This is a genomic window from Brachybacterium sp. ACRRE, from assembly GCF_022346485.1.
GTDB lineage: Bacteria > Actinomycetota > Actinomycetes > Actinomycetales > Dermabacteraceae > Brachybacterium > Brachybacterium halotolerans.
This window is the reverse complement of sequence record NZ_JAKRMO010000011.1, coordinates 52618-68914: the sequence shown is the minus strand read 5'-3', so window position 1 is coordinate 68914 and position 16297 is coordinate 52618. Positions and strand designations below refer to the sequence as shown.

Sequence of the window (16297 nt, the reverse complement as noted above, 5' to 3'; positions counted from 1 at the left end):
CCCCCTCCGCTCGTGCCTCACACGGCTCCGCCACCTGCGCTCCCAGTCTTCCACGACTCCAGGGCGCTGCTGCGCCCGTCGGCGCGATCCAGCTCCAGCGCCGCCGCGAGCGCCTCGTCCATGACCTCGGCGAGATCCACGGTGCGGCGGTCCTCGGCGGAGCGGACGGCCGCCTCGACGATCGCCTGGGTCCAGACGTTCTCGTGCACCTCCGACTCGGGCGTCGTGCCCTCGCGCAGCGCCGCGCAGAACGCGGCCAGCGAGGAGTCGAGCTCCCACAGGGCGTCGGCCGCAGGGACCCGGCCGGGGATCTCGCGGCCGTCCTCCCGCGTGGCCGACGGAGGGTTCTCGCCGTCCCAGGCGACGGTGCCGTGCGGGCAGCTGAGCGACCACTCGCCGTTCCAGCTGGTCTCTCGTCCCGGCGAGCACCACGAGCCCTCGTAGGTGTGCACGGCGCCGGAGTCGAAGCGGATCGTGACCGTTGCCGCCGCATCCCCGTCGTACCAGCTCCACGGCGGGTTGCTGGAGACCGCGGTGACGGACTCGGGGGTGCCGGCGACGAGCACGCGGGCCGCGTCGAAGGCATGGATGGCCATGTCCACGATCAGCGGCTGCGCCATCTCCTCGCGGAACCCCCCGAAGCGCGGCGCGCGCGAGAAGCGGGTGGCCACGATGCCCGCTCCGCCCAGCCCGCCGGCGAGCCGGGCGGCCTCCCGCAGGTGCGGGTTGTGGCGTCGCGACTGGGAGACCATGAACAGCTTCCCCGTGGACTCGGCGTGCCCGGCGAGGGAGAGCGCCTGCGCGAGGGTCGCCGCGCACGGCTTCTCGCCCAGCACCGGGTACCCGGCGTGCAGCGCATCCGCCGTCACGGCGTGGTGGGCGGCGGGGATCGTCACGTCGATGATCGCCCGCGCCCCGGCCGCGCGGGCGACCTCGAGGGCGTCGGTGCCGGTGCGGACGGCGTCCCGCTCGTCGGCCGCGACGAGCTCCGCGACGGCGCCGGCCGCCGCCCCGTCGATCACGTCGGCCACGCCCACCAGGCGCGCATCGCGCGAGCGCAGCACGGTGGAGATCCATGCCCTGCCCATCCCGCCGGCGCCGACGACGACCACGGGCAGCCTTCCCGTGCCCTGTGCTCCGGGATCCGTCCGCGCCATCACGCGCCCTTCCCCGCCGCCTCGGCGTCGCCCACTCCCTGCCCGCCGTCGCCGGTGAGGAACCAGTCGGTGGGGTAGCGGTCCAGGAAGGGCACCTCGCGGTCGGCGGTCGCGGGCCGCGCCCAGTCCACGCCGTTGGCGATCACGCGGCGCACATGGGGGTGCTGGTAGACCGGGTAGTCCTGGTCGCCGGGGGAGAAGTAGAAGATCTTGCCCTTGCCGCGGCGGAAGCAGCAGCCGGAGCGGAACACCTCGCCCCCGCTGAAGGAGGAGACGAACACGAGCTCGTCGGGCACGGGGATGTCGAAGTGCTCGCCGTACATCTCCTGCTCGTCGATGACGATCGGGTGCGGGACGCCGGCGGCGATCGGGTGCGAGGGGTTCACGGTCCACACCAGTTCGCGGTCGCGCTCGTTGCGCCAGCGCAGGGTGCAGGTCGTGCCCATCAGCCGCGTGAACGGCTTGGACCAGTGCCCGGAGTGCAGCACCACCAGGCCCATGCCGGCGAGCACGTGGCGCTGGACCCGCTCGGCGACCTCGTCGCTGACCTCGTCGTGCGCCATGTGGCCCCACCAGGTGAGCACGTCGGTCGCGGCGAGCACCTCCTCGCTGAGCCCGTGCTCGGGATCGTCCAGCAGGGCGATCCGGGTGGTCACGCCGTCGCCGAGGTTCTCGGCGACGGCGTCGCGGATGGCGGCGTGCATGCCCTCGGGGTAGTTCTCGCGCACGCGGGCGTCGCGCTTCTCATGCCGGTTCTCGCCCCAGACGGTCACGCGCAGCGGTCGTGCGGTGGTCGGGGAAGCGGGGGCGGTGGTGGTCATCGGAGTCCTCTCGGGGTGGGGTCGTGGTGAGGCGGGGTGCGGTGATGCGGGGTGCTGCGGGGCGGACGCGGGCGCGGTGGGGTCACTTCACGGCGCCCCCGGTGGCGCCCGCGGCGATGTACTTCTGGGCCGCGATCATCAGCACCACGGCGGGGACGGAGGACATCACGGCCGTCGCCATCACGGCGCTCCAGTCGGTGTCGTTGGTGCCGATGTACGTGTAGAGCCCCAGGGTGACCGGGCGGATGGTCTCGCCGGTGGTCAGCGTCAGCGCCATCAGGAAGTCGCTCCACGCGAAGAGGAACGAGAAGATCCCGGCGGTGATCAGCGAGTTCCGGCTCACCGGCAGGACGATCGAGACGAAGGCGCGCAGGTGGCCGCAGCCGTCCACGCGCGCGGCCTCGACGATCGAGGTCGGGAACGTCTCGAGGTAGGCGCGCATGATGAGGATCGAGAAGGGGATGCCCTGGGTCGCATCGGCCAGGATCAGCCCCGGGATCGAGTTGATCAGGCCCAGCGGCGTGTACGCCGTGTACAGGGCGTTCGCGATCACGATGCCCGGGATCATCTGGCTGATCAGGACCAGGAACACGAGCACGGCGGTGCCGCGGATGCGGAACTGGGCGAGTGCGTAGGCACACGGGGCGGCGATGACGAGCGACAGGATCGCCGCGCCCACGGCGACCACGAGCGAGGTCAGCAGGTTCTGGCCCTGGTCGGCGAACGCGCGCGCGTACCCGCCGACGTCGGGATGCAGGGGCAGCAGGCCCGTGTTCAGGCTGTTGCCCTGCGGGGCGAGGGAGGCGTTGACCATCCAGTAGACGGGGAAGAGCATGATCGCGACGAGCACGATGCCGATGCCGGTGTGGACCAGGCCGCGCGGGGCGCGGGAGCGCGGCCGCGCCGGAGCGGGGGAGGTACGGGGTGCGGTGGCTGTGGTCATGGCGGTCATCCGTTCTTCGCGGCGCGCGCGTTCGCCCGCAGGTAGACGACGGAGAAGAGCAGGGCGATGAGGATCAGGACGTTGCTGAGCGCGGCGCCCTGGCCGAAGTCGAACTCGAGGAAGCTGAGCTCGTAGCTGCGGGTCGCGAGCGTCTGGGTCGCGTTCGCGGGGCCTCCGCCGGTGAGGCCGATGATCAGGTCCAGCACCTTGATCGTGTAGATGACCCCCAGCAGCAGCACCACGCTGACCACGGGGCGCAGCAGCGGCAGCGTGATGTGGCGGAAGGACTTCCAGCCGGTCGCTCCGTCGAGCTGGCCGGCCTCGTAGAGCTCCTCCGGGATCGCCTGCAGCCCGCTGTACAGCAACGCCACGTTGAAGGGGATCCCCAGCCAGATGTTCACCATGATCACGGCGACCAGCGCCGTGTCGGAGCTGGTCAGCCAGCCGATGGGCGCGGAGATCAGGCCGATGGACTCGAGGAAGCGGTTCAGCACGCCGCTGTCCTGCTCGAGGATCCACCGCCACACCGCCGCGGAGACGATCATCGGCAGCAGCCACGGCAGCAGCAGGAGCGATCGCAGCACGCCGGAGAGCGGGAAGTGCTTGCGGAAGTAGAGCGAGAGGCCCAGTCCGATGACGAACTGGCCGATGATCGAGCCCACGGTGAACAGGCCCGTGTTCGCGAGGGCCTTGAGGAAGATCGGGTTCGACAGCGCGGTCGCGTAGTTGTCGAGGCCGACGAACGGGGCGCTGCCGTTGAAGAACGTCGAGAAGTCGTAGGCCTGGAAGCTCATGACGACGTTCTTCACGATCGGGTACCCGTAGAACAGGAGCAGGTAGAGGACCGCCGGGGCGATGAAGGCATAGCGCACGAGGACGCCCTCGCCGCCCCGTCGTCGACGTCGCCCGGGGCGAGCGGCCGACGCGCCGTCGGCGGTGGAGGCGCGGGGCGCGGGCCGGCTCCCGCGGGGGCCGACGGCGGTGAGTCCGTCGGCGCTGGAAGCGGTGGATGTGCTGGTCATGGCGTGGCTCCTCGTCTCAGCTCACGGTCCGGGCGGCCTCGTCGAAGGCCTTCGCCGGATCGGTGTCGTCGACCAGGACCTCCTGGTTCGCGGTATAGATCGCCTTGGCGGTGCGCGGCCACTCGGGCCCGAGCTCGCCGGTGCGGGCGCGGGCGGTGGAGACCTGCTCGACGAAGGTCGCGAGGTCGGGGTGCTCGCCCGCGAACTGCTCGGCGGTCGCGGCGTGGCCGGGGATGGTGCTGCGGGCGGTGCCCATGCGCAGCTGGTTCTCGGGGGCGACGAAGGCCCGGAGGAGCTTCGCCGCGTTGCGCTGCTTCTCCTCGTCGCCGGTCACGGGGACCGTCCAGACCTCGCCGCCGAGCGGCGCGATCGACTCGGCGCCGGAGCGGGGAACCGGGAGCGTGACCACGTCCCACTCCAGATCGGGGGTGTCGGCCTGCAGCCCCGCGATGTTCCAGGGACCGTTGACGACCATCGCCGCCTTCCCCGCCTTGAACTGGTCCATGGCATCGCCCTGTCCCCAGTTGACGACGGAGCGGGAGGCGGAGCCGTCCTGCAGGAGCTGGGACCAGAACTCCGAGGCGCCCGCGACCTCGGGGGTCGCCAGGTCCTTCTCGTCGCCGCCGTTGGACCACATGAACGGCATGAACTGGAAGGTTCCCTCGTAGGTGGCGATCGCCGAGAAGGCGATCCCGTAGGTGCCGCCGCCGGTGAGTGCGCGCGCCGCCTCCCGGGTCTCCTCCCAGGTGGTGGGCGGGTCGATCCCGGCCTTCTCGAGCATCGGCACGTTGAAGAACAGGGCGATCGTGTTGACCGTGGGGGCGATCGCGTACAGCGTCCCGTCGAGCATCCCCAGATCGGCGATCGACGGGGTGAATCCCTCGGTCGAGAACCCGTACTGCTCGAGCGGCGCGAGGGCGCCGGAGGCGGCGAGCTGCGGCAGGTCCGGGTTGTCGAGCATGAGGATGTCCGGGAGCGTCTTCGAGGACCCCATCTGCAGGACCTTGGGGATGAGCTGGTCGCCGGGGACCTTCTCGCGGCTGAAGGTGAGCCCCAGGTCCTTCGCGCTCTTCGTGAAGGTCTCCTCGATGACGACGTCGTCGGCCGGGGTGTTGTAGTAGTCGACGACCCGCAGGGACGTCGGATCCGAGGAGGACGAGGATCCGCAGCCCGCGAGGCCGAGGGCCGCGGTGGAGGCGAGCGCGGCCGGTGCGAGGAGCGCGCCGAGACGACGGCGGGAGAGCACGGGCCGCGCGGCACGGGCGGTGCGTGCGGCGTCGACGAGACGCGGCGTGCGGTCATCGCCGCGATCGGCGGGGGGACGGGGAGCGGAGGGCGGACGGGGAGCGGTGGGCACGGGGGACTCGCTTTCTCCGGCACACATCATCGATACGAATCGATGATGTGCGGTCGACGACGGCGGCGATGGAGGAACGGAGGGGTGTCGCCGACGGGCGCCTCGATGCGCCCCGGGGTCGGCTGCGGACCATCATGGCCGTCTCGGCCGGGGATTGCAAGGGTGCGTGTGCTCGCGCCGCCCCGGGGGAGAGCGGCGCCGAGGCGTCTCGCGACCCCAGTCGACGGGCTCATGGGGCTGTCGGCGCGGCTCTCCGGGGACGGGTCGTCGATTCGTATCGGTAGGTGCGCGAAGAGGGGCCGCGCGGATCCGCGCGGCCCCCCCGGTGGAGTCCTCGGTCTCTGTGACCGGGCGATCAGCCCTTCTCGGGGGAGACGAGGGCGGCGTCGTCGACCTCCGTCGTCCCCACGGCGCCCCGTGCCCGTGCGCTGCGCGCCAGCACCACCATGAGCAGTGCGGAGAGCAGCATGAAGAAGCCGACCAGGAACATGGGCGCCTCGTAGCCTCCGGTCCAGTCGTGGACCGCGCCGGTGATGTACGGGGCGCTGAAGCCGCCGAGGTTGCCGAGCGTGTTGATGAGCGCGACGCCCGCGGCCGCCGCGGCGCCGGTGAGGAACTGGGTGGGCAGCGTCCAGAAGTTCGGCAGCGCCGCGAAGATCGCGCAGGCGGTGACGGTGATGACGGCGATCGTCAGCGCCGGCGATCCCGCGTACAGCGCGAGCGGGATCGACACGCCGCCCACCAGGGCGGGCACGGCGATGTGCCAGGACTTCAGGCCGTTCCGGCTCGCGTGGCGCGACCAGAAGTACATGACGACGGCGGCGGGAAGGTAGGGGATCGCGGTGATCAGGCCCTTGGCGAGCACCCCGAAGGACTGCCCGGACTGGTCCTGGAAGCCCTCGATGATCGTGGGCAGGAAGAACGCGAGCGCGTAGAGGCCGTAGATGAAGCCGAAGTAGATGATCGACAGCATCCACACGCGTCCGCTGCGGAAGGCGAAGCGCGCCGGGACGTGCCCGGTGCCTTCGCTCTTCGCGCTCGATTCGGCGCGCAGGGAGTCCGTGAGCCACTCCTGCTCGGCGCGGGTCAGCCACCTCGCGTCGGCCGGCCTGTCCTTGAGGTAGAAGAGCGCGGCGATGCCGATGATGATCGCGGGAAGGCCCACGCCCAGGAACATCACGCGCCACCCGGCGAGGCCGAACAGCCCGTGCTGCTGGATCAGCAGGCCCGCGAGCGGGGCGCCGATCACGGTGGTCAGCGGCTGCGCGAGGTAGAAGAGCATGAGGATGCGCCCGCGGTACGCCGAGGGCACCCACAGACTCAGGAACAGGATCGCGCCGGGGAAGAAGCCGGCCTCGGCGACGCCCAGCAGGAAGCGCAGCACCGTGAGCGAGGTGAAGCCCTGCACCCAGGTGAAGGCGACTGCGACGACGCCCCAGCTGATCATGATGCGGGCCAGCCAGATGCGCGCCCCGAAGCGGTGGAGCGCCAGGTTGGAGGGGATCTCCAGCAGGATGTAGCCGATGAAGAACACCCCGGAGGCGAAGCCGAACTGCGCCGCGGAGAGCGCGAGGTCGTCGTTCATGCCGTTGGGGGAGGCGAAGCCGATGGCCGTGCGGTCCAGGTAGTTGATGAAGAACATCAGCGCGACGAACGGGACCAGGCGCACCGAGACCTTGCGGATCGCTGATCGGGCGACGGCCGAGTCGGCGACGGGCGGGGAAGCGGGCGCTCCGGGCGATGCCCCGGAGGAGGATGCGGTCACGGTGACTCCTGTGTCGGTGTGAGCGTCGGCGCGGACGGGCCGCGATGCCGGACGTCGGTCCGCTATAGTGTGGCAAACCGGTTGACCAATCGCAAGGTCGGTCAGCAGGTCGACCGACAGGCCGGTCGGCAGGATCGATCAACAGGCCGACTGGCGGGCCGACGGGCCGATCGGCAGACGGGCCGACGGGTCGGCTGGCGGTCGGACGACGGTCGGCCGGTGGCGCCGACCCAGCGACCCCCGATTCCTATAGGATTCGAACGACGCGAGCCCGTGCTCGCACCAGACCACGCCCACGCAGCCGTGAGAGCGGCCCTTCCTGGAGGATCCACGATGACGTATCTCTTCGACGAGCCGAGCGAGTTCGCGGCCGACGCGGTGGCGGGGCTGGTGGCTTCGCAGCCGGACCTGATGCAGGTCCACGGGGGAGTGGTCCGCTCCGCGGCGACGCCGAAGGGTCAGCCGGCGCTGGTGATCGGCGGCGGCTCGGGGCACTACCCGGCGTTCGCGGGCTGGGTGGGCCGCGGGATGGGGCACGGGGCGCCGTGCGGGAACGTGTTCGCCTCGCCGTCGGCCTCGCAGGTGTACTCGGTTGCGCGCAACGCGGAGAACGGCGGCGGGGTGATCCTGGGCTTCGGGAACTATGCCGGGGACGTGCTGCACTTCGGGCTGGCGGCGGAGAAGCTGCGCGCGGACGGGATCGACGTGCGGATCGTGAAGGTCAGCGACGACATCGCCTCGAACACCCCGCAGAACCATCGGGACCGTCGCGGGATCGCGGGTGACCTGCCGGTCTTCAAGATCACGGGTGCCGCGATCGAGGCGGGCGCGGATCTGGAGGCGGCCGAGCAGGTCGCGATCCGGGCGAACGATGCGACCCGCTCCTTCGGCGTCGCCTTCGCCGGCTGCACCCTGCCGGGCGCGCAGGCGCCGCTGTTCTCCGTGGAGGCCGGGCAGATGGCCGTGGGCCTGGGCATCCATGGCGAGCCCGGCGTGCGGGACGAGGCCCTGGGCAGTGCGCGCGAGGTCGCGCAGATGCTGGTCGACGGGGTCCTCGCGGAGGAGCCCGCACGCGCCGCGGACGGCGCACCCGGGTATCGGGGCCGCGCCGCCGTGATCGTGAACGGTCTGGGCACGGTGAAGCACGAGGAGCTGTTCGTGGTCTATGGGCACGTGGCGCGGATGCTTCAGGCGCGGGGGATCACGCCGGTGCGTCCGGAGGTCGGCGAGCACGTGACGAGCCTGGACATGGCCGGGCTGTCGCTGACGGTCGTGTTCCTCGACGAGGAGCTCGAGGAGCACTGGCTGGCGCCGGTGGACACGCCCGCCTTCCATCGCGGCGCGATGCCCGCGGGAGATGCGGCCGATGGCGATGACGATGACGATGCCGGGTCCGCGGGTGCGGTGCGGTGGGAGCCGGGCGTGGATCCGATCCCGCAGGCGAGCGAGGACTCCCGGGCCGCGGCGCGCAGGATCAGCGGTGTGCTGGACCTGTTCGAGGCCGTGTGCGCGCGGGAGGAGGCCGAGCTGGGCCGGATCGACGCGATCGCGGGCGACGGCGACCACGGGCAGGGCATGGCCTTCGGGTCGAAGGGCGCGGCCGAGGCCGCCCGCAGTGCGGTCGCCGATGGTGCCGGTGCGCGCACGGTGCTGGTGCATGCGGGGGAGGCCTGGTCCGAGGCGGCGGGAGGCACCTCGGGCGCGCTGTGGGGCGCGGCGCTGATCGCGGCGGGGAACACCGTGACCGACAGCGCGGGCGTGGAGCCGTCGCAGGTGGTGGAGGCGCTCGTCGCGGGCGTGGACACGATCGGCCGGCTCGGCGGGGCCGTGGAGGGCGACAAGACGATGATGGACGCGGCGCTGCCGTTCCGTCGGGTGCTGCTCGAGCAGTTCAGCGCCGCGGCCGACGGCGCCGGCGGAGCGGGCGAGACTGCGGGGGAGGACCTCGCGGGCGTGGCAGGCGCGATCACGGCCGCTGCGGCGACCGCGCGGGACGCCGCGGAGGCGACGGCACTGATCACCGCGACCAAGGGCCGCTCCCGCGTGCTCGGTGAGAAGTCCAAGGGCACCCCGGACCCCGGTGCCCTGTCCTTCTCCATCCTCATGGACGAGCTCGGAACGCACCTGCGCTGACGGAGGGGCGCGCAGGGCCCTCGACGGTGCGCCGCGCGGGTCGCTCGACGCTGCGTCCTCGAGAGTGCCCTTGTCCGGGCCTTCGCCGGTGAGCTCGGCACCGGCCCGCCGGTGGTGTGTCACGGACGGGCCGATGGTGGGGAGCCGTGCCTATATCGCCACGGCTCCCCACCATCGGCCCGTCCACGACGTCCACGACGTCCACGCGGCTGCCACCGGTCGCTGTCTCGGGAATGCGGGGCGACGGGTATCGGTCCGATGCCCCGGTCCGATCACTCCTCGGCGGCGTCGGCCATCGCGCCCGAGCGCTCGCGCACACCCTCGAGGTGGCGCCGCAGGGCCTCGAGCGCGCCATCGTGGTTGTGCTCGGCGACCCGGGCCAGGATCGCCTCGTGCTCGGTGATGGCCTCGGCGGCGTCGATCTGCTCGGGGCCTTCCGACCAGGTCTGGCGCATGCGATGGCCATGGGTGTTCAGGACTTCGCGCATCGACCCGAGGTAGTGGTTGCCGGCGTGCGTGAACAGGGCTTCGTGGAACGCGGCGTCGGCGTCGAAGTACTCGTGCAGCAGTGAGTAGTCGGGCTCGCCGGCGGCGGCGATCCGGTCGGCGATCGCGGTGTGCGCGGCATGGGCGGCGCGCAGGTCCTCCAGCAGCGCCGCCCAGTCGTCGAAGGCGCGGGTGAAGGCGGCGGTCTCGAGGATCAGGCGCGCGTCGATGAGCTCGTCGATCTGCTCGGCGCTCAGCGGCGGGGCGACCACGAAGCCCTTGAGGGCCTTGTACTCGATGAGCCCGGAGCGCTCGAGCGCGACCAGCGCCTCGCGCACCGGCGTGGGGGAGACCTCGAGCTCGCGGGCGAGGCCGTCGATGCTCAGCCGCGACCCGGGGCGCCAATTCCCCTGCACGAGACGGTTCTGGATGCCCTCCTGCACGTCCGCCCGCAGCACCTGCCGCTTGCTCGCCATGGGGTCTCCTGCTCGGTCGGGTGCACGCGTCGCATTCCGGATCCTAGAGGATCGGTCATGCGACGCGTGCAGGAATCTGCGGGCGGCCGGTGCGAGGCGACGAGCAGGGCGCGCCGGTCCGCGAGCGACGGGTCAGCCGTTCCGGGGTGAGACCGTCTCGCCTCGTCGGCCGACCGTCTCGACCTGCTCGGGGTTCCGGCCCGCCCAGACGCGCATGCCGATGGTCGTGCCGATCGCGCCGAGGATCAGCACGGCGCCCAGGAAGTACATGCCGTTGGCGGCCTTGCCCGTGGCCTCGGAGACCGCGCCGACCACGTACGGGCCGACGAACCCGCCGATGTTGCCGAAGGAGTTCACGAACGCGATGCCGATCGCCGCGGTCGCGCCCACGAGGTAGCGGGTGGGCAGCGCCCAGAACACGCCGGCCACCGAGTACAGGAAGAACGCGGCCATGGACATCGCCGCCAGCTGCAGGAGTCCGGCCGGCGCGAGCGCCGACAGCAGGATGCCCACCGCGCTGCCGATGTAGATGACGATCAGCGGGATCCAGTTCTCTCGCATCCGTGAGGCGAGGCGCGAGGTCACGAAGATGCCGATCACGCCGAACACGTACGGGATCGCGGAGAGCCAGCCGGTGGCGACGTCCGATCCGCTGAACGCGCTCACCACCGTGGGCACCCAGAAGCTCAGCCCGTAGATCCCGACCGTCGAGGGGAAGAACAGCAGCGCGAACACCCACACGTACTTCGAGCCGAGCGCCTTCCAGGGGTTCGCGTGGGACTGCTGGCCGAGCTCCGCACGGTCCTTCTCCAGCTGACCCTCGATCCAGTCGGCCTCGGACGCGGTGATCCACGGGGCCGCGCGCGGGGTGTCCCGCAGCCACTTCAGGGTGGGCACCGCGGCGATCATGGCGGCCAGGCCCGAGAGCACGAACAGCCAGTGCCAGCCGCGCAGTCCCAGCCAGTCCAGCCCCAGGATGGACCCGGCGAGCGGGCTCATGACCAGGAAGGCGATCGGCGCCGCGAGCACGAACGTCCCGGTCGCCTTCGTGCGATGGCGCTGCGGGAACCAGAAGGTCAGGTAGTAGAGCACGCCCGGGTAGAAGCCGGCCTCGGCGACGCCCAGCAGGAAGCGCAGCACGTAGAAGATCTCGGTCGACGGCGTCAGTGCCGTGAGCGCCGTGATCAGGCCCCACGTGAACAGGATCCGTGCGAACCAGATGCGCGGGCCGACCTTGGGCAGCAGGTAGTTCGAGGGCACCTCGAACAGGAAGTAGGCGAGGAAGAACAGCCCCGCCCCGAGGCCGAATGCGGCGTCGCTCAGGCCGATGTCCGTGGACATCTGCAGCTTCGCGTAGCCGATCACGGAGCGGTCGATGTAGGCGATGGTGTACAGCACCATCACGAAGGGGACGATGTGCCAGGTGATCTTCTTGATCAGGGCGCGCTCGTCGACGGTCGTGGTCGAGTCCACGGTGACTCCTCGGATGCGGGCCCCGGTCGGGGCCGTGTCAGTTGGTGGCCAGGGTGAGGGCGGTGCCCGTCCCACAGGGACGGGCACCGTGCGGTGCGAAGGAGGTGAGGTGACTCAGGCCGACGGGCGCTTGGTCCCGCGCGGCGCGGGGCCCAGCTCGCGCAGCACCTCGCGCATGCGGGCGTAGGCCTTGTTGCGGTAGGCGATGAGCTCGGCCGTCGTCTCCTCGTCGTAGTCCTCGACGAGTCCGTGCCCGTTCTTCAGACCCTTGCGGTCCTCGGCGACCGCGTCCTTCAACAGCTCCGGGGTCGCCAGACGCTCGCCGTAGGCCTCCTCGAAGGTGCGGAAGCAGTTCGCGTAGACGTCGAGCCCGGCCTGGTCGGCGATCGCGAAGGGCCCGAAGAAGCCCAGGCGGAAGCCGAAGGTGGTGCGCACGATCGTGTCCACGTCGTCGACCGTCGCCACGCCCTCCTCGACCACGCTCGTGGCCTCCTTGAGCAGGGCGTACTGCAGGCGGTTCAGGACCATCCCGGGGGTGTCGGCGACCTGTGCGCCCTCGCAGTCGGCGCGGGCCAGCAGGTCCTTGATCGCGTCGATCGCCTCCTGGGTGGTGGCTTCCCCGGCGACCAGCTCGACGCCCGGGATGAACGGCATCGGGTTGGAGAAGTGGACGGTCAGGAAGCGCTCGGGCCCGGTGACGGCGGGCGCCAGCACGTGCACGGGGATCGTCGAGGTGTTCGTGCCGATGATCGCGTCGGGACGGGCCGCGGCGGAGATCCGGCCCAGCACCTCCTTCTTCACGGCGGGGTCCTCGAAGACGACCTCCTCGATGAAGTCGGCGTCGGCCACGGCCTCCTCGATGGTCTTCCCGGCGCTCAGGTGCGCGGCGACCGAGTCGGCGCTGCCGGCGGGTACGAGGCCCTGGTCCTCGCTCGCGCGGGCCTCGCCGAGGATCCGCTCGAGGGCGGCGTCGGCGGCCTCGACGCTCACGTCGGCGATCTGCACGGGGAGGCCGGCCATGGCCAGCACCTGGGCGATGCCTCCGCCCATGTAGCCGGCTCCGACGACGGTCACGGTGCTGATGGTCATGAGGGGACTCCTTCGTCTGATGTGCGCGGCGCTCCGCCGTGCGGGAGTGCGCCATGCCGAGATTGCCTCGAATGATCCTATGGGATCACCTTTAACTGCGTGCGATCAACCCTGTCTCGCGTCTGCGCTCCTGTGGAGGGCGCTGCGGCAGGATTGCGCACGCGATCGGGGGAGCCTCGGTCGACACGGCGATCGCGATCGCGCAATCCTGGAGAGGTTGACGTGTCCGCGTTCACGTTGAATCCTATAGGGCAATCGGTCCTCGGCGCGTCTCGCTGCGAGGTCGAGGAACGGGAGACGGCCGTGCGGCCGCGCCCGACTGCGGGGCACCGACGCCCCGCAGCGCGAAGCAGGAGAGAGCGCGAGGACGCGCCTCCGAGAGCGGAGAAGAAGGACGAGATGACCGCATCGACGACGACCGGCCGGACGCTGGGTTCGCCCATCTACGGCACCCTCGACAAGATCCCCGGCGGGCTGATGGTGATCCCGCTGATCCTCGGCGCGATCGTGGGCACGCTCGCCCCCGGTGTCCTCGAGATCGGCAGCTTCACCACCGCCCTGTTCGCGACCCCGATGCCGATGATGGCGCTGGTCATCTTCGCCACCGGCATGCAGATCACCCCGCGCACCATCGGCCCCGTCGCGGGCACCACCGGCACGATCCTGCTCGCCAAGAGCCTGATCCCCGGTCTCCTCGTCGTCGCGCTGGGATCCCTGGTGGGGATCCAGGGGGTCCTGGGGATCTCGATCCTGGCCATGCTGGCGACCTTCGACAACTCCAACGGAGGGGTCTGGATCGCGTTCACCGGGAAGTACGGGACACGGACCGATCGCGGTGCCTACGTCGCCTCCGCATTGAACGACGGACCCTTCTTCACGATGCTGTTCATCGGCGCTGCGGGACTCGGGTCGATCCCGCTCGAGGCCTTCGCCGCCGCGGTGATCCCGCTGCTCCTGGGCATCGTGGTGGGCAACATCGACCACCGGTGGACGGAGGTCATGCGACCTGTGCCCAACATCGTCATCCCGTTCTTCGCCTTCGGGCTCGGCACCGGGATCGACCTGTCCGCGGTGCTCACGGGCGGGGTGACGGGGATCCTGCTGGGGCTCGTCGTCACGCCGTTCACCGGTGGGCTCACCTACTTCGCCTACCGGTTCCTGCTGCGACGCGGGCGCCGCTCGGGGATCGGCTTCGTCGCGGGCACCACCGCGGGCAACTCGCTGGCGACCCCCGCGATCGTCGCCGCGGCGGACCCGCGGTTCGAGCCCTACGTCGGCGTCGCGACCGTGCAGATCGCGACCGCCGTGCTGATCTCGGCGATCACAGCGCCCCTGGTGGCGGCCTGGGTGCTGCGCAGGAACGGCGCGCTCGACGATCCGGAGGCCGACGAGCTGCCGACGGAGGCCGAGTCCGCGACCGTGACGACCTAGCCGATGCGCATGCCGCCGTTGAGGTTGTAGGTGGCACCGGTGGTGAATCCGCCCGAGGGGCCGGTGAGGAAGGCGACCAGTGCCGCCAGCTCGTCGACCGTGCCGAGCCTCCCCACGGGCGTGCGGCCGATGAACTCCTCGCGGCGGGCCCCTTCGAGCGGGCCGCCCATGATGTCCGTGTCGATGTTCGCGGGGGCGATGGCGTTGACGGTCACGCCGGTCCCGGCGGTCTCCTTGGCGAGTCCGCGCACGAGGCCCTCGAGCCCCGCCTTCGATGCCGCATAGGCCGTTTTGGAGAAGTTTCCGCCGCCGTCCTGCCCGGCGGTCGAGGAGATCGCGACGATCCGGCCCAGCTGCTGCTCCAGCATGGTGGGCAGCAACCTGCGGCACAGGTGGAAGGCCCCGCCGATGTTGACGGCGAGGGTGCGGTGGAATTCGGCCGAGGTCACGTCGAGGAAGGCCGTGGGGTTCGCGATACCGGCACAGCTGACGAGCGTCCCGATCGCGGGCGCCTCGGCCTCGCAGCGGGTGATCGCGGCGTCGACGCTGTGCTCATCGGCGATGTCGGCGGGAGCGGTGACGACGACCGGGGCGCCCGCGGCGCGCGCCTGCTCGGCCACGTCGGCCAGTCCCTCGCCGTCGCGATCGAGGAGCGCGAGCGGGCGGCCCTCGCGCGCGAATCGCAGCGCCACCCCGCGGCCGATGCCGCGCGCGGAGGCGGCTCCAGTGACCAGGGCGGTCAGGCACTGCACGCGGGCCTCGTCCTCCAGGGCCCGCGCGGTCACGAGCCCGACCTTCCGTCGGCCCGGGCATCGCCCTCCGGCTCCCGATGCAGCCCCACCCCGTGCCACGCCTCGGGGTAGTCGACGAACCCGCGGTCCAGCGCCCCGATGCTGGTCGCGCCGAGCTGGCCCATGGCGAGGGCGAGCTCCTCGTCGAGGATGTCGATGACGCGGGTGACGCCGCGCTCGCCGGCGGAGGCGTTCGCATATCCCCAGGCGCGGCCCACGGAGACCAGGTCGGCGCCCACGGCGATGGCCTTGGCGATGTCGTCGCCCGTGCGCACGCCGGAGTCGAAGACGACGGTCATGTCCTCGCCCACGGCGTCCACGATGCTGGGCAGCACGCTGATGGTGCTCGGCGAGGAGTCGAGCTGGCGTCCGCCGTGGTTCGAGACGTAGATGCCCTGCGCGCCCGCGTTCCGTGCGCGCCGGGCGTCCTCGGGCGTGAGGATCCCCTTGATGTACAGCGGGCCGTCCCACTGCCGGCGCACGTCCTCGATGCTGTCCCAGGTCAGGGTGAGGTTCGCGAGGTACTTCGCGACGAACTCCTGGTGCGAGACGGCGTTGTCGCCCTGGATCTCGCCCACCAGGTTGCGGAAGCCGATGGCCGGCGGGCGCATGACCGCGAGCGTCCAGTCCAGGTGCCGCACCGCCTCCAGGGCGTTGCGCGCGGTGACCTTGGGCGGGATCGACATGCCGTTGCGGTGGTCGCGGTAGCGCTTGCCGTTCAGGGGGACGTCGACCGTGACCACCATGGCCTCGGCGCCGATGGCCTTCGCGCGCTGGATCAGATTGGTGACGATCCGCTCGCTCTTGTACATGTACAGCTGGTACCAGAGCGGCCCGGTCGCGACGTCGGCGATCTCCTCCATCGACCAGTTCGAGGCGGTGGAGATCGTGAACGGGATCCCCGCCCTCCCGGCCGCCCGCACGGCGGGCAGCTCGCCGGTGCCGCCGATCATCCGCTGCAGGCCCAGGGGACCCAGCACGTAGGGGCGGGCGAGCGCCATCCCGTCGACCTCGGTGGAGATGTCGACGTGCGAGATGTCGGTCAGCCACCGGGGCCGGAACCTCACCCGGCGCAGGTCCTCCTCGTTCACGGATTTCGTGATCTCGTGGTTCGAGGCCCCGTCGATGATGTCGAAGGCCATCTTCGGCAGGCGTCGCCGTGCGAGGTCGCGGAAGTCCTCGACCGACGGGGCGGACTCGACGGGATCAACGCGCAGACCGCCCGCGGCGATCATCTTCGCGAACTCGACGGCTCCGGACAGCGGATTCTCGGGCATGTCTCCTCCTCGGATCGGGCGGCAGGGTCGGACTGCGGGGTCGGACGGTTGGTCAGGGGGCTGAACAGGCGGCTGA

13 protein-coding genes are annotated in these 16297 nt (G+C 71.2%); 2 read left to right on the top strand and 11 right to left on the bottom strand.

All coding sequences use genetic code 11. The features are described from left to right. Window positions 1-17: 17 nt before the first annotated feature. The 6 genes from MHY49_RS05205 to MHY49_RS05180 form a co-directional block, all read right to left on the bottom strand. Window positions 18-1157: a Gfo/Idh/MocA family protein gene (locus MHY49_RS05205; RefSeq protein ID WP_239203020.1), complete on the bottom strand. Its 1140-nt coding sequence runs from the start codon at window positions 1155-1157 to the stop codon at window positions 18-20. Next, window positions 1157-1978 (bottom strand): ThuA domain-containing protein, encoded by an 822-nt coding sequence (locus tag MHY49_RS05200; protein WP_239203019.1) that lies wholly within the window; start codon window positions 1976-1978, stop codon window positions 1157-1159. The genes MHY49_RS05205 and MHY49_RS05200 overlap by 1 nt, the downstream gene beginning before the upstream one ends. Before the next feature lie 82 nt (window positions 1979-2060). Continuing rightward, complete coding sequence (locus tag MHY49_RS05195; protein WP_370645990.1) at window positions 2061-2921, bottom strand: carbohydrate ABC transporter permease; 861 nt, start codon at window positions 2919-2921, stop codon at window positions 2061-2063. Window positions 2922-2926: 5 nt separating this feature from the next. Continuing rightward, window positions 2927-3943, bottom strand: a complete 1017-nt coding sequence (locus tag MHY49_RS05190) for a carbohydrate ABC transporter permease (RefSeq protein WP_239203018.1) — start codon at window positions 3941-3943, stop codon at window positions 2927-2929. A 16-nt stretch (window positions 3944-3959) separates the two neighbouring features. Further along, entirely contained in the window at window positions 3960-5300 is a 1341-nt protein-coding gene (locus MHY49_RS05185) for an extracellular solute-binding protein (RefSeq protein ID WP_239203017.1), read from the bottom strand. Window positions 5301-5655: 355 nt separating this feature from the next. Next, complete coding sequence (locus tag MHY49_RS05180) at window positions 5656-7065, bottom strand: MFS transporter (protein WP_370645987.1); 1410 nt, start codon at window positions 7063-7065, stop codon at window positions 5656-5658. 333 nt (window positions 7066-7398) lie between these two features. On the opposite strand from MHY49_RS05180, the gene MHY49_RS05175 reads away from it, so the two are divergent. Beyond that, window positions 7399-9198, top strand: a complete 1800-nt coding sequence (locus tag MHY49_RS05175; RefSeq protein WP_239203016.1) for a dihydroxyacetone kinase family protein — start codon at window positions 7399-7401, stop codon at window positions 9196-9198. Window positions 9199-9470: 272 nt separating this feature from the next. Here the strand turns inward: MHY49_RS05175 and MHY49_RS05170 are convergent, their stop codons facing one another. From MHY49_RS05170 to MHY49_RS05160, 3 genes are all read right to left on the bottom strand, one after another. Continuing rightward, on the bottom strand, window positions 9471-10160 hold the full coding sequence (locus tag MHY49_RS05170) for a GntR family transcriptional regulator (RefSeq protein ID WP_239203015.1): 690 nt from the start codon (window positions 10158-10160) through the stop codon (window positions 9471-9473). Between the two features lie 132 nt (window positions 10161-10292). Further along, entirely contained in the window at window positions 10293-11633 is a 1341-nt protein-coding gene (locus MHY49_RS05165) for an MFS transporter (RefSeq protein ID WP_239203014.1), read from the bottom strand. Window positions 11634-11747: 114 nt separating this feature from the next. Beyond that, the gene (locus tag MHY49_RS05160) at window positions 11748-12722 is read right to left on the bottom strand and encodes a 3-hydroxyacyl-CoA dehydrogenase family protein (RefSeq protein ID WP_239203013.1); all 975 of its coding nucleotides are present in this window, start codon (window positions 12720-12722) and stop codon (window positions 11748-11750) included. Between the two features lie 399 nt (window positions 12723-13121). Between MHY49_RS05160 and MHY49_RS05155 the strand changes: the two genes are divergently transcribed. Beyond that, window positions 13122-14153 (top strand): 2-keto-3-deoxygluconate permease, encoded by a 1032-nt coding sequence (locus MHY49_RS05155; RefSeq protein ID WP_239203012.1) that lies wholly within the window; start codon window positions 13122-13124, stop codon window positions 14151-14153. On the opposite strand, the gene MHY49_RS05150 is transcribed toward MHY49_RS05155, so the two are convergent. Both MHY49_RS05150 and MHY49_RS05145 read right to left on the bottom strand, forming a co-directional pair. Then, complete coding sequence (locus tag MHY49_RS05150) at window positions 14150-14938, bottom strand: SDR family NAD(P)-dependent oxidoreductase (protein WP_239203011.1); 789 nt, start codon at window positions 14936-14938, stop codon at window positions 14150-14152. The genes MHY49_RS05155 and MHY49_RS05150 overlap by 4 nt on opposite strands. Beyond that, window positions 14935-16221, bottom strand: a complete 1287-nt coding sequence (locus MHY49_RS05145; protein ID WP_239203010.1) for an alpha-hydroxy acid oxidase — start codon at window positions 16219-16221, stop codon at window positions 14935-14937. The genes MHY49_RS05150 and MHY49_RS05145 overlap by 4 nt, the downstream gene beginning before the upstream one ends. Between the last annotated feature and the right edge of the window lie 76 nt (window positions 16222-16297).

What these genes read in the sequence shown, in the direction of transcription:
- MHY49_RS05155 (WP_239203012.1), top strand. Translation starts at nt 13,122, where the DNA reads ATGACCGCATCGACGACGACCGGCCGGACGCTGGGTTCGCCCATCTAC.
- MHY49_RS05170 (WP_239203015.1), bottom strand. Translation starts at nt 10,160, where the DNA reads ATGGCGAGCAAGCGGCAGGTGCTGCGGGCGGACGTGCAGGAGGGCATC.
- MHY49_RS05160 (WP_239203013.1), bottom strand. Translation starts at nt 12,722, where the DNA reads ATGACCATCAGCACCGTGACCGTCGTCGGAGCCGGCTACATGGGCGGA.
- MHY49_RS05200 (WP_239203019.1), bottom strand. Translation starts at nt 1,978, where the DNA reads ATGACCACCACCGCCCCCGCTTCCCCGACCACCGCACGACCGCTGCGC.
- MHY49_RS05190 (WP_239203018.1), bottom strand. Translation starts at nt 3,943, where the DNA reads ATGACCAGCACATCCACCGCTTCCAGCGCCGACGGACTCACCGCCGTC.
- MHY49_RS05175 (WP_239203016.1), top strand. Translation starts at nt 7,399, where the DNA reads ATGACGTATCTCTTCGACGAGCCGAGCGAGTTCGCGGCCGACGCGGTG.
- MHY49_RS05195 (WP_370645990.1), bottom strand. Translation starts at nt 2,921, where the DNA reads ATGACCACAGCCACCGCACCCCGTACCTCCCCCGCTCCGGCGCGGCCG.
- MHY49_RS05145 (WP_239203010.1), bottom strand. Translation starts at nt 16,221, where the DNA reads ATGCCCGAGAATCCGCTGTCCGGAGCCGTCGAGTTCGCGAAGATGATC.
- MHY49_RS05205 (WP_239203020.1), bottom strand. Translation starts at nt 1,157, where the DNA reads ATGGCGCGGACGGATCCCGGAGCACAGGGCACGGGAAGGCTGCCCGTG.